This window comes from Flavobacterium sp. MR2016-29, assembly GCF_015350695.1.
Classification (GTDB): Bacteria; Bacteroidota; Bacteroidia; order Flavobacteriales; family Flavobacteriaceae; genus Flavobacterium.
Genome location: NZ_JADKPU010000001.1, coordinates 384,885 through 397,257, shown reverse-complemented (window position 1 = coordinate 397,257; position 12,373 = coordinate 384,885). Strand labels below are relative to the sequence as shown.

General features: G+C 31.3%; 14 protein-coding genes. 4 read left to right on the top strand and 10 right to left on the bottom strand.

Going from position 1 to position 12,373, the window contains the following annotated elements:
• Nucleotides 1-260 precede the first annotated feature (260 nt).
• The 3 genes from IR010_RS01845 (at nucleotide 261) to IR010_RS01835 (ending at nucleotide 2,207) form a co-directional block, all read left to right on the top strand.
• On the top strand, nucleotides 261-689 hold the full coding sequence (locus tag IR010_RS01845; protein ID WP_194601101.1) for an SRPBCC family protein: 429 nt from the start codon (nucleotides 261-263) through the stop codon (nucleotides 687-689).
• Between the two features lies 1 nt (nucleotide 690).
• Nucleotides 691-1,014 (top strand): ArsR/SmtB family transcription factor, encoded by a 324-nt coding sequence (locus IR010_RS01840; protein WP_194601098.1) that lies wholly within the window; start codon nucleotides 691-693, stop codon nucleotides 1,012-1,014.
• 221 nt (nucleotides 1,015-1,235) lie between these two features.
• A complete protein-coding gene (locus IR010_RS01835; protein WP_194601095.1) occupies nucleotides 1,236-2,207 on the top strand; it encodes a hydrogen peroxide-inducible genes activator in 972 nt (323 codons plus the stop codon).
• Between the two features lie 160 nt (nucleotides 2,208-2,367).
• On the opposite strand, the gene IR010_RS01830 is transcribed toward IR010_RS01835, so the two are convergent.
• The 3 genes from IR010_RS01830 to IR010_RS01820 all read right to left on the bottom strand — a co-directional run bounded on the left by IR010_RS01830 (nucleotide 2,368) and on the right by IR010_RS01820 (nucleotide 4,202).
• Nucleotides 2,368-3,159: an alpha/beta hydrolase gene (locus tag IR010_RS01830; RefSeq protein WP_029269895.1), complete on the bottom strand. Its 792-nt coding sequence runs from the start codon at nucleotides 3,157-3,159 to the stop codon at nucleotides 2,368-2,370.
• 107 nt (nucleotides 3,160-3,266) lie between these two features.
• Complete coding sequence (locus IR010_RS01825; RefSeq protein ID WP_194601092.1) at nucleotides 3,267-3,683, bottom strand: OsmC family protein; 417 nt, start codon at nucleotides 3,681-3,683, stop codon at nucleotides 3,267-3,269.
• A 279-nt stretch (nucleotides 3,684-3,962) separates the two neighbouring features.
• Entirely contained in the window at nucleotides 3,963-4,202 is a 240-nt protein-coding gene (locus IR010_RS01820; RefSeq protein WP_029269899.1) for a hypothetical protein, read from the bottom strand.
• A 266-nt stretch (nucleotides 4,203-4,468) separates the two neighbouring features.
• Here IR010_RS01820 and IR010_RS01815 point away from each other — a divergent pair, with 266 nt between their 5' ends.
• A complete protein-coding gene (locus IR010_RS01815; RefSeq protein WP_194601089.1) occupies nucleotides 4,469-5,758 on the top strand; it encodes a MutS-related protein in 1,290 nt (429 codons plus the stop codon).
• Nucleotides 5,759-5,889: 131 nt separating this feature from the next.
• Here IR010_RS01815 and IR010_RS01810 read toward each other — a convergent pair whose 3' ends face one another.
• From IR010_RS01810 to IR010_RS01785, 7 genes are all read right to left on the bottom strand, one after another.
• Entirely contained in the window at nucleotides 5,890-6,330 is a 441-nt protein-coding gene (locus IR010_RS01810) for a hypothetical protein (RefSeq protein ID WP_194601086.1), read from the bottom strand.
• Between the two features lie 7 nt (nucleotides 6,331-6,337).
• Nucleotides 6,338-6,727 carry a helix-turn-helix domain-containing protein gene (locus tag IR010_RS01805; RefSeq protein WP_194601083.1) on the bottom strand — a complete coding sequence of 130 codons (390 nt, stop codon included), beginning with the start codon at nucleotides 6,725-6,727 and terminating at the stop codon, nucleotides 6,338-6,340.
• A gap of 2 nt (nucleotides 6,728-6,729) precedes the next feature.
• The gene (locus tag IR010_RS01800) at nucleotides 6,730-7,251 is read right to left on the bottom strand and encodes a hypothetical protein (protein WP_194601080.1); all 522 of its coding nucleotides are present in this window, start codon (nucleotides 7,249-7,251) and stop codon (nucleotides 6,730-6,732) included.
• A gap of 119 nt (nucleotides 7,252-7,370) precedes the next feature.
• Nucleotides 7,371-9,311, bottom strand: a complete 1,941-nt coding sequence (locus IR010_RS01795; protein WP_194601077.1) for a restriction endonuclease subunit S — start codon at nucleotides 9,309-9,311, stop codon at nucleotides 7,371-7,373.
• A gap of 2 nt (nucleotides 9,312-9,313) precedes the next feature.
• Nucleotides 9,314-10,750, bottom strand: coding sequence for an N-6 DNA methylase (locus IR010_RS01790; protein ID WP_194601074.1), 1,437 nt, complete (start codon nucleotides 10,748-10,750; stop codon nucleotides 9,314-9,316).
• A gap of 3 nt (nucleotides 10,751-10,753) precedes the next feature.
• Nucleotides 10,754-11,083, bottom strand: coding sequence for a hypothetical protein (locus IR010_RS20040; protein ID WP_228515060.1), 330 nt, complete (start codon nucleotides 11,081-11,083; stop codon nucleotides 10,754-10,756).
• A 42-nt stretch (nucleotides 11,084-11,125) separates the two neighbouring features.
• Nucleotides 11,126-12,373: an HNH endonuclease domain-containing protein gene (locus tag IR010_RS01785; RefSeq protein WP_228515058.1), complete on the bottom strand. Its 1,248-nt coding sequence runs from the start codon at nucleotides 12,371-12,373 to the stop codon at nucleotides 11,126-11,128.

Below are 12,373 nucleotides of genomic sequence, written 5' to 3'. Positions count from 1 at the left end.
GTTCAATATGCTCCAAAAACTACTCCATTTGAATCTACCGCATTCCCGAGTACCGTCTGCTTTTATTTACGTTGAAATACAAGATTTGGATTTAGATTATGTTGTTAAAATTTTAAAAAACTTTCATATGAAAAAAGGTAAGTGGTTGAAAACGTTTTGTTTGGTAAAGTGTTCGTTGTTATGATTTTATTTTTTTTTATAAAATAATTGCGTAACTCAAAAGTTACTTATATATTTGTGTAACTTAAAAGTTACTTATTATGGAAAGAAGCATCAAACATCAGTATTTCTTTGCACATTCCCCTGAAAAGGTTTGGCAATATTTGACCAACTCCGATTTGATGGAGCTATGGCTTATGAAAAACAATTTTAAACCAATTGTTGGAACAGATTTTCAGTTCAGGACAGGTCCAATTCCGAGCTTGGATTTCGATGGAATTTTCTATTGTACTGTTTTAGAAGTCGAACCATTTAAAAAACTTTCCTATTCTTGGGCAAGTGGACCTGGTGATGAAAAGATTACACTTAATTCTGTTGTAGTATGGAAACTTGAACCAGCAGCAGACGGAACTCAAGTTTTTTTGGAACATAACGGTTTTGCCAAAGATGAAAATCTTGATTTCTTCAACGGTTTAAATCATGGCTGGACAGAAAAGTTAGAAAAAATAGCAAACCTAATAAATGCATAAAATGGCAACACCGGCTCTTGATGTATTTCAGGTTATTGGAGATCCAAGCAGAAGAAAAATGCTGTCCCTGCTTTGTGATGACCGCTTAACAATTAATTCGATTGCAGATCATTTTGATATGAGTCGCCCTGCTGTTTCTAAACATGTCAAAATCTTGCATCATGCAGGTTTTATTTCGATAGAAGATAGTGGGAGAGAACGTTATTGCAGTTTAAAAAAAGACGGTTTTGATGCACTTAAAAGCTGGCTTTCGTACTTTGATGAATTTTGGAATTCAAAATTCAAAAAATTAGAATCTTTAATGGATGATAAATTGCCGAATTAAAAGGGTAAAGCAACTTTAACGTGTACCGCAAAGTCCGCAAGGATTTTTTACTTATAAGATTTATAAAAAACAAAGTTCGCAACGCTAATGAAAATAACTTTTCGAAATTTATGTAAATCTTTGTGGACTTTAAAATTAGGTCTTTTGCCGTTAAATTTTAGTTTATAGTTTTATTAATCAAAATTGATATTTTTATATCTTTATAAAATAAAATTATAATCATGACCATTCAGCAATTAAAATATATTGTAGCCTTAGACGAAGAACGCCATTTTGCAAGAGCTGCCGAAGTTTGTATGGTAACACAGCCCGGACTTACGATTCAGCTTAAAAATTTGGAAGAGGAAATTGGGATCAAGATTTTCGATCGAAATAAAGTGCCTTTAACGCCGACTTTGCTTGGAACAGAAATTATAAACAAAGCGAAGAAAATTCTCCGCGAAGCAGATGAAATCAGGGATTTTGTGGTGAATGAAAAAAATCTGCTGGAAGGGGAGCTGAAGCTCGGCATTATATCCACTTTATCGCCTTATCTTATTCCGCTTTTTATTAAGGCGATGCGAGAAGCGTCTCCAAAAGTGCATTTTATAATTAGAGAAGCCAATACCGGACAATTGATGAAAGATTTAGAAACGGGAGCTCTTGATGTTGTCATTATGGCAACACCAACGGGAAACCCGAATTTAATCGAACACCCTATTTTTAAAGAACCTTTTGTGGCATATTTAAATCAGATGCATCCGCTGGCAAATGAGGAATTTTACGAATTACAGCCCGGAGATAAAACCGAATTGCTGTTGCTTCATCATGAATTTTGCTATAATGCACAGCTCTTAGATATCTGTGGCTTAAAATCTTCTGATAAAATAAAAGAACAGTTTACATATGATATCAGTTCGATCGAAACCTTAAAAAACTTAGTTCGTGCGCAGTTGGGTTTTGCGATTATTCCGCAACTTTCTATTCTAAACGATAGAGAATCTGGACTTTTTAAACCTTTTAAAGAACCAATTCCCGTAAGAGAAATCAGTTTGGTGGTTTCAGATTCGTTTTCGAAGAAATTACTGCTCGAAAAAATGAACGAAGCGATTTGGAATTGCCTTCCAGAATCTCTCAAAAAAGACTTTGCTTACAAAAAAATTCGCTGGAACGATTCGCCCTATTTTGTTAAGTCTGTGAGTAAGTTTATGTAGAAAATATTTAACACATAGAAAATAGTTTTTCTTTGTCGATAAAGGCGTTTCACTTGTTCTAATACACATAGCTATGTGGACTTATACAAGTAAAACGCCTTTTTTTAAAGTGTAAAAACTATGTTTCTATGTGTTAAATATTGAAGGCAAAGTAAATGAATTACTCTTTATTAGATGCCGCAATAATTACAGCAGCAACTTTCGCTGGCTGCGAAATAAACACAACGTGGCTTCCTTTTATTTCTGTAATTTTTGTGTTAGAACGTTTGTACATTGCACGCTCGATATCAGGATTGATGCTTTTGTCTTCTGTGGCTACAATTCCGTATGATGGTTTATCTCTCCAAGCCGCTTTTGTTATAGGAGTTAAAAATCCTTTTGCGTGAAATGCACCTTGAGAAGCATACATAAAATCGGCTTGTTCTTTGCTTAGATCACCAGCAAAACCTGCGTGAAATTTCGCTTTATCGTAATAAGCAATTCCTTTTTCATCTGGAGGCAATACACCGTTTTCAGGAGCTGGAGGCGCAGTTTGAAGCCATTGAACAGAATTTTCTCCGTTATCAGGCTGTAGCGCCGCTACATAAACCAAAGCAGCAACTTTTGGATGATTTCCGGCTTCTGTAATTACAGTACCGCCCCAAGAATGTCCTACCAAGATTGTTGGTCCATCTTGTTTGTCTAAAGCTAAGTTTGTTGCTGCAACATCATCTTCTAGAGAGCTTAACGGATTTTGAACAATGGTTACATTATATCCTTTTTTAGTCAAAATCTGATATAGACCTTGCCATCCTGAACCATCTGCAAAAGCACCGTGTACCAATACTACATTTTTAATTTTTGGCGCTGCAGTTTTTTGTGCGTTAGCATTTGCTGCGAATAAGAAACTAAAGATTAATGCGGCGAACATGAAATAACGTTTCAATTGTTCTTTTATAAATAGTGTTTTCATTTTTATTTTAATTTTAAGTGTGAAGTGAATTCCAATTTTTTATATTCCAAATTCCAACACGAGCGAAGCTTTTTTATCGGAATTTGGAATTTTATTGTTGGAGTTTATTAATTTAATGTTACAGTTAAAGTAATTTCAGTGTTCAATAATTTTGAAATCGGACAGATTTCTTTTGCTTTTTGTGCTGCTTTCTGAAAATCTTCTTCAGAGATTCCAGGTACTTTTCCAGTTAATTCTAATTGAATCAAAGTAATAGTTCCGTCTTCGAAAGTAACTTTTGCAACTGTGTCTAAATCTTCTGGAACGAATCCTGCTTCAGAAAGTAAAAAGCTCAATTGCATGGTAAAACAGCCTGAATGTGCTGCTGCGATCAATTCTTCTGGATTCGTTCCCACACCTTGCTCAAATCGAGTTTTGAATGATAATTGTGCTTCGTTCAATGTTGTGCTTTGCGTACTGATAGTTCCTTTTCCTTCCATTCCTGTACCTTTCCAATTTGCGTTTGCTCTTCTTGTAAATTTCATGATTTCTATTTTTTAAAGTTGTTTTTAAATTATTTCAAATCAATTGTTTGATTTTGATGAGACAAATTTAGGACGATAGTTATTATTAATCAAATTAATAATTTTTTAGTGTTATTAAAATAATTTATAATGATTGCGTTTAAAGGAGAAAAGAGAAGAAATAAAAGTTTTAATTTTTATAGAAAATAAAAAAAACGCAAAGTCAAAAGACATTTGCGTTTGGGGCAGGCAATATATAAGAGATTGGGGGCAATCTTTTATTTAGAAATGGATATTGTTTTAGAATTGTTTCTTAATGATGTTTTGTACACGATTAATAAAAGTCTTAGTACTCTTAACTTCTTTGATAGATTCATCATAAGCCACTAGCCTAAACTGTTCAATCATGTCTTTTTTAAGATAGTTTATCATCGATTCGATACTTCGCGTATCATTTTCAAAATTTCTTTCTAATTCGCGCTGTTTGCTTTTTAGATAATCTAAAGTCTTGTTTAGTCGCTGCATGCTTATCTTTTCCAAAGTATTTTATTTTAAATTATTAAAAAAGAGCAAATGAAATCGACAAATAATTAAATAAGAGTGTAATTATTTGGTTTGGTGTAAATTTTAAAACAAGTGAAATATTAGATCAATATTTAGTTATTTTTTACATAATTTCATTTAAATGTTATATAATTCCCATGTTTTTAAATTTGTTTTTATAATTGAAATTGAATCAATTAAGAAAGCAATTCGTTTTTTGAGTATTTTTATAAAGAAATTAAAATCATCAATTTGGGACATTTATGACGGCATCAGAATCAGAAATAGTGCATATGAACAATATTCAGGATTTAAATATCAAAGACGAAGTATTGCCTATTTTTGATTATTCTCTGAATTATTTCACCCGAAATAAAATTCTGAAACTGTTAGAAACGCCTTTACGAAATGAAAGCCAGATTATCGAAAGACAAAAAATCCTAAAAGGTTTTGCTCTTAACAATACCGTTTTAGAAAAGTATTCGTATACCGTTTTGTATGTAAATGAAGTTCATTTTTTCCTCACTAATTTTAATGAAGACGACTTGCCAAAAAGAAGTTTTTTGTTTTCTGGACCAACAGCAGATGAAGTTGTGTTTCATAATAAAATACACCAGTTGATCTTGTTTTTTCACCGACTAGAATCAATTTGTTTTTCTAGGCTTAATCTGATTGCTTTTCCTGAAATGTACCGAAAAGATTTAAACCGGATTTTGGCTTTTCTTTCGGTTTTTGACTTGAAAAAATACGAAAATACCATTAGGGAAAAGCGTTTGAAAAACAAGCATATAAAAGAAATAGTCGCTAAAATTGCTAAACTAAAAGCAGCAGATAAAATTCAGCCTTTTTGGGAAGATTTATTTTTGTTTGAAAGTTATTTGTCAATCAGCAAAGCGATTATAAAAAACAATTTTGCTTTTCCGACATTTGAGAACAAAGGCATTGTTTTGAAAGACTTGTATCATCCGCTGGTTAAAAATCCAGTTAAAAATGATTTTACCGCAACCAGCAATGTGATTGTCTTAAACGGACCCAATATGTCCGGAAAATCTACTTTTTTAAAATCGGTCAGTTTGTGTATTTATTTGGGAAATATCGGTTTGGGCATTCCGGCATCTAAAGGCGTGATTCCGTTTTGTACTGATTTTTCGATAGGATTAAATAGGAGAGACGATATCTTAAACGGCTACAGCAATTTTATGGCAGAAGTCGTAAACCTCAAGAATGTTGTTTTAAAAGCGTCTGAAGGAAACAAATGCTTCGCCGTTTTCGACGAACTTTTTAGCGGTACCAATATCGAAGACGCTATAGAAATTTGCAAAACCACTATAAATGGCGTGACCCAATACCCCAATTCGTACTTTTTTATCTCGACACACATTCAGGAATTAAAACATCTCACCAACAATACGGTTTCGACATTTTACTTAGACTGCGAACTGGTGGATACGACGCCTACTTTTACTTATAAATTAAAAGAAGGCTGGTCTAATATTAAAGTTGGAAGGATTTTGTTTGAGAAGGTTGGGTTGAATGAGCTTTTAGAGAGATGATTTTTGATGTTAGAATTTGATGTCACAGACTTTGAGGATTGCTTTTTGTATTTAGATTAATAAAAAAGCGCAAAGTCAGAGAAATTTGCGCAGTTGAATTTTATATTGGTTAAAAAAGGTCAAATTGTTTATTAGCGTTTGCTTTTTAATAAATCAGGAATTGCAATGACAGGGAGAATAACGTTACTTAAAAATGTATCTTTCCAAGTGTTAAAAAGCATACCTCTTAAAGTAGAGTAGGATATTCCAAGTAGAGTAGAAACAAATATTCCGCTGAATAATGGTTTATTATTACTAATTTGATAATGATCACTTAGATCATCAATTTTATAAAAAAAATCAACTTCATAACTACCACCTTGTTCAATAGGATCATCAATTAAAGCATTCATATCTAAAAAGAGCCTAATTTTAACGATTTCTTTTTCTAAATTATGCATCATATTATGTGAGACAGTGATATCGTAATCAGGATTTTTTTCTAACCTATTCTTGAATAAAATGGTATTTTCCTTTTCCCATTTTATATTCGTTAAATGAATTTTTGATGGTACTATTTTATTTTCATCCATAGTATTATTATGATACTTTTTTGTCTAGATTGCTTTCAACAGAAAATACTTCTGAATTTTCAAATAAAGTATCTTCTTGCTCTTCTTGCCCTACATGTACTTTTAAATAAACATATTCTTTTTGAGCTTCTATATGAATTATATCTACACCAAGAACGGTTTCAATTTTAGTGATTGTTTTTGTTGTAAAAGTATGTGTACCAGTTAGCCACTTACTTATTTCAGATGGCTTTTTAACAAGTAAACGTGCTAAATCAACAGATTTTAAACCTCTTTCTTTAAGTAATTCCTGAATTTTATTTGCTATAGCGAGGTTTTTTTCAACAAGTTTATTTATTTCTGGAGTATTGTTTTGTTCTAACCAGTTAGAGATTATATTATTTTTACTGTTTTCCATAATTAAAAATTGATTATCAGATTAGATAGAAACTCAATATCAGTAAAGGTTTCATTCCATTTGATGTTTTTTTGTTTAAACGCTTCGTCTAATGCAGCTGTAATTTGATTTGCTAATTTAAAATGATCTCTCACATTTTCGCATTCTTGTGCTTTTATAGCTGTTTTTAAATCTCCATTGAAAAGAAATACTACATGCTGATTTGCTCGCAAGCAATATAAGCGTAATGCATTTGGTTTTTTCTTTCCATTTTCGATGTATGAAGGATTATTATTTTTTGCAGGCGGTAGTGCTGAAGTATCTGCAGTCTCTCCTTCAGGTCTAAATAAATGAGCTTGTGCACCATATTTTTCTCCAATTACTTGTATCCATTTTACAATATGATAAAGTTTATCTTTATTAGTTTGTTGGTGCGTAGCAATAAACTTTTCAAATAATGAAATAGTTCCTTCACCTACAACAACAGAGTAATATGATACTTTATCATAAGCTCCAATATGTTTGATACGGGCAAATGTATTCACTTATAAGTTATTTTCCAAATTATTATTCATTTTTAAGTTAACTTTGTAAAATATATCTTACAAAGATATTAATTATTTTTGATTATTTTCTTTTAAATTTTACTATGAAAAATTTTTTATCACTTCGGTTTATCAATATATTTCCCCCAACCATCAGGAATTATTTTCTCATCTTTCATCCAAAAAAGCCATTTATGAAATACACTGTGATATTTATTTTTTTTCTTATCCCAAGCCATAAAATCACTGTAAAGTAATTCATCAGTAATTGGTTCATTTTTTATAATACGATTGTTCCAAACGGCATAAAGTGTAGCTATAAGTTCACATTCTCCCCAACTTAATGGTCTAAATTTCAAAAGTGTATTATTTATTCTTAGAGATTCATCAGCAAAGTTTTCTAGAAATAAACTTTCCAATTCTTTTGCTCCTGCAAGTGCAGTATAACGTACTCTTTTATTATCCGTTTTATCCTGAACAACATTAAAAAAACGCATACGATTAAAGTCAGATTCAATACTTTTGATCAAAACATCATCATACGGCCCGGCTACCTTTTTTATATAATTTGAATCAAAATCAATTTTGCATATATATTCAGTTAAGAACAATAATTTTTGAAATTTAACTCTGCCAAAATCAGTCGTATTGTTTAAGTTGATAATATGACCTGCAAGAATTGTTTTTAATGGATTTTCTATTTTTCTATTTTCGATGGAAATTGTTTTTAAGCTTTCCTGTGGTTGCAAAGCTTCTCTTAAAACCTGTTGTAATAGCATATCATTATAATCTTGGCTTTCTTTTACGCTTTTTTCTAAATTATCACAAAACAATATTAATTCTTCTAATTTCTTTACAATTTGTTTCTGTTCGTTTACAGGTGGAAGCGGAATTATAAATTGTTCTAGATTGTACTTTGGTAGTCCTTCGCGACCGGCACCTGTTGTAGAACTAAATATTAGTTTTTGAAAATAAGGTGATAATATCAAATTATGGATAAATATATTATTTGATGTTAAAGGTCTAATTATAGAAACGTGTTGACTTACATTTCCTTCTTTAAAATTATTTGGAACTAATGCAGATCTTCCCAATGATCCGCCAGTGATGTTTAATAAAATATCATTTGACAACACAATAGTTCCACTCATTTGTTTTTGTACTTCATCGGAAATAAACTTGATATCATCATAAATTAATCCCTTATCGTGCACATTTTGAGAACGGAAAAAAGGTTTGCCAAATTCAGAATAATTACTACCTTTAGGTGTGCTACCTGATCCGATTTTGGTACAAATTTCTCCTAATCTGCACCAAGCCCAATGTTCTGGAATTTCAAATGGAATTTCATCCTCTGTTATAGATGGTAATTCTTTTTCCTTTTTTAGTTTTTTCTCAGCAACCAGTTTTGCTTTCTCAGCTTTAATTTGTGCTAATAGTTGTTGACCAGTCTTAGTTGTATTAGTACTTTTAACCAATTTTCCTTGCATTGCTTCTCGCAAAAATGCCTGACGTAATTCTTTGATTAATTTTAGTTGATGTACAAGTTCATTTGAAATTTCTCCTGCGTCATTCTTTAATTTAGTTAATTGTATAACAAATTCTCTTTGTTGCTTAATGTCTGGTAAAGGAATTTCAATTTCTAAAATTTGTCTTTCATGGATGGATTTTTGTGCAGAACCAGTAGTTTCTATTTTTTTAAGTTGATCATGAAAATATGGTGATTTTAATAGAAAACGTAAATATTCTAAATCTATTCCTTCAACAGAAAACATTGGCATATTTTCAGTAGCAATATAACCATTCACTTCGATTGGGGCAATACCAATAGAGCCATCTTGAACTCCTTGTCTTACAAACATTAAAGTATTAGGATACTTTTTTAAGTCGATAATAAATTGTCTTTTACGCCCAATGTCTTTACCGATTTTTGTTCCTCTAATAATAACACCATCGTATTTTGAAATTGTTACTTGCTTGTATTCAATATGATCTTGAACAATATGTTGAACTCGATATTGTTTTAAAACTTCCTTTAGTTTTACTTTTTTCCAGCTCATCGTTATTTTATAGCTTGTTTTAATTTGTTCAATAAGTCATTACCTTTTTCAAAAGAATCATGCAGTAAACGCATTAATTCAATACTACTATATTCGTGGGCTTCTTCTAGTTTAGTTGGATTTTTTATATCTAAATCGTAGTTACGCTCAATGATCGTTTTAATGTCTATTTTCCATGCTATAGCACTTTCTTTACGATCATTCCACCATTCTTTTATAGGTTTAAACTCTTTAGCTTGTATTGGTTTTGTTTTATTATAAGCTTTTTGTCCTTCGGGTAAACGGTGTTCATAATACCAAATCTCTTTAGTAGGTTTTCCTTTAGTAAAAAATAATAAATTAGTAGCCACAGTTGCATAAGGTTGAAACACAGAATTTGGTAAACGCACTATAGTATGCAAGTTACAATCTTCTAAAAGTTTTTGCCTTACACGTTGTTTTATACCATCACCAGTTAATGAGCCGTCTGGCAAAACAATTCCAGCACGACCATCTTTTTTTAACAAATGAATCATCAAAATTAAGAACAAATCGGCACTTTCTTTGGTTCTAAAATTCTGCGGAAAGTTGGTTTCATTATTATTTGCAACAATACCACCGAAGGGTGGATTTGCCAAAATTGCATTCACTCTATGTTTTTCAGTAAAATTACTTAGAGGTTGATCTAATGCATCACCAAATCGAATGTTGGGCACTTCTATGTCATGTAAAATCAAGTTTGTAGTGGCTAATAAATAGGGTAATGGCTTATATTCCCAACCCATCACATTTTCGCCTATACTCTGAAGCTCTTCTACACTATTCGCTTGTTTTTTTAGATGTTCAATAGCAGAAGTTAAATATCCTGCTGTTCCACAGGCTGGATCTAGTATTTTTTCGCCCAATTGTGGGTTAATCATTTCAGTAATAAAGGAAGTAATAGCTCGAGGTGTGTAGAACTCACCACTTTTACCAGCACTTTGTAATCCTTTTAAAATGTTTTCGTATAATTCTCCAAATGCATGGCGGTCTTTGGCAACATTAAAGTCCATTTCGTTCAGTTTGTTTAAGACTTTACGAATATTGGTACCACTTTTCATATAGTTGTTATTGCCTTCAAATACTTCACGTACAATCAATGCGCGCCGATTTCCTGTACTTACGTCGATATCACGAAGTGCAGGAAATAATTGTCTGTCAACAAATTCTAACAATTCATCGCCTGTCATTCCTTCAGGATCACCTGCCCAATTTCCTTTTTCATTTACCCAATGAAATAAATCGGGAATAGGCGAGGTGTAGTTGTCATTTAGAAGTTCTAATTCTTTGTCTTTATCTGAAAATATTTTAAGAAAAAGCATCCAACCTAATTGTTCGATTCTTTGGGCGTCACCGTTTAGACCAGTGTCTTGCCACATTATGGTTTGTATGCTTTTTAATATGCTTGAAATGTTGGACATTATTTAATTTCTTGAAATTTGTAATTGATTTAAATTTAATGGGGTAACCAGTACCTTAAACCCTTGAGGTGTGGAGCCAGTAGAAAAAATTGTTTGCCAAAATTGATTATTTTGTTTTCCTCCAAATACTGTATTTGATAATTCATTATTTGTCCAAATAGGTAATTCAGATAGATTTATAACGTAATTACGAATATTATTCCATAAAGTATCAGAAAACTCATATTGAAATAACTTTTTTTCATCAACAGGATGTCCTAATGAAATAAAATGTGTTTGTATAATTTGGCTTAGATATTTTAGCCAATTATATAAAATTTCTTCTTTTGCCATTCTATATGCTCGCATATGTTCTTCGGGTAAAACTTCGTTTTTTTAAATTTTACTTTCCAATTGAGCTGTCCCAATTTCAAAATCAAATTTTCCAATGAAAATTTCTTCTGCTATTATATTCATTAATTTCACAATCTGTGATTTTTCTAAACTTCTTGGATTAGTTCCTTCTTCGAGCTTAAAAGAGATTGGTGTATCTAATAAATCCTGATAAATGAAAAATGAATAAAAAGTTTTTTCTATAGAACTGTAAGACATAGGTTTTTCTTTTGCACGTCCACCTAAATCAACGTATTCCATTAGTTTGTTTTCTGAATTTCTTGTAACACCATCTCTGACAGAATCAAGAATGTATCGTTTTAATTCACGTGATTCACCTTTAAAATAGTTTACAAGTTCCCGCTCTGAGAAATTAAGATTATCCTCCTCTAAAGTTAGTTCACTTTGATATCTTTTTACTCTATCAAAAAATAATGTATTACCGAGATGTCTTTGTATAGACTTGTCAAATGCAACTTGTTTTAAGACTGTTCCTGCTCTAAAATTTGTCAAGATAATTAAATCCTCATCTGGATTTATAAAAATTCTAACTGGAATTTCTCTTACATCTAACATTACCTGAGCAGCTGCCTTGTGTTGTCCATCAAATATTTTTATATAGGAATCAGAAGTATTATTTATGTCAATCCATCCTAAAGAAATATGCAATTGCGGATTTCCTTGATAGAATTCATCAATTAATTTTGAAATATTACTTCCTATTGATCTTGGATTTAATTTGTCGTCATGAAAAACATATTCTATAGGTAGTACAGCAAAAAAATAATCTAATCCACTTAATTTATCTTGATAAATTGGAGTTTTTACTATAGAATTATTACCGCTTTGTGCTAAGGAATATAATATATGATTGTCTTCAATTTTAAAGGTTAATTTATATTTAGAGCCTAGTTTTGTTTTTAGAATATCATTTAAGTTAGGACTTCTATCCTCGAATTCTTTTAAGTTATCTTGAATCTTTTTAAAGCGGTGTAAAATTCTAGCTAATTTTAAATCAGAAGCTTGTTTAGATCTATTGGCGGAAGAAAATGTAAGAGCAAAATTACTCGGATCATCTTTACCTCCCATTTTTGCTGGAATAACGTGGTCAATATCCAGAAGATCCTTATGTAAAACTCTATCTATTGCGTCTTCAGTGATAAAACATTTTCCATTTTGAATTGTCCATAAGTCATTAACTAATTTTTCTCTATCACTTGAAGAAAGTCTTGATAAATAATTTGAAGCCAT

Bases quoted from the DNA above. Each gene is read 5' to 3' on its own strand.
- IR010_RS01845 (WP_194601101.1), top strand. From the start codon at position 261: ATGGAAAGAAGCATCAAACATCAGTATTTCTTTGCACATTCCCCTGAA.
- IR010_RS01840 (WP_194601098.1), top strand. From the start codon at position 691: ATGGCAACACCGGCTCTTGATGTATTTCAGGTTATTGGAGATCCAAGC.
- IR010_RS01835 (WP_194601095.1), top strand. From the start codon at position 1,236: ATGACCATTCAGCAATTAAAATATATTGTAGCCTTAGACGAAGAACGC.
- IR010_RS01830 (WP_029269895.1), bottom strand. From the start codon at position 3,159: ATGAAAACACTATTTATAAAAGAACAATTGAAACGTTATTTCATGTTC.
- IR010_RS01825 (WP_194601092.1), bottom strand. From the start codon at position 3,683: ATGAAATTTACAAGAAGAGCAAACGCAAATTGGAAAGGTACAGGAATG.
- IR010_RS01815 (WP_194601089.1), top strand. From the start codon at position 4,469: ATGACGGCATCAGAATCAGAAATAGTGCATATGAACAATATTCAGGAT.
- IR010_RS01810 (WP_194601086.1), bottom strand. From the start codon at position 6,330: ATGGATGAAAATAAAATAGTACCATCAAAAATTCATTTAACGAATATA.
- IR010_RS01805 (WP_194601083.1), bottom strand. From the start codon at position 6,727: ATGGAAAACAGTAAAAATAATATAATCTCTAACTGGTTAGAACAAAAC.
- IR010_RS01795 (WP_194601077.1), bottom strand. From the start codon at position 9,311: ATGAGCTGGAAAAAAGTAAAACTAAAGGAAGTTTTAAAACAATATCGA.
- IR010_RS01790 (WP_194601074.1), bottom strand. From the start codon at position 10,750: ATGTCCAACATTTCAAGCATATTAAAAAGCATACAAACCATAATGTGG.
- IR010_RS20040 (WP_228515060.1), bottom strand. From the start codon at position 11,083: ATGGCAAAAGAAGAAATTTTATATAATTGGCTAAAATATCTAAGCCAA.
- IR010_RS01785 (WP_228515058.1), bottom strand. From the start codon at position 12,373: ATGGCTTCAAATTATTTATCAAGACTTTCTTCAAGTGATAGAGAAAAA.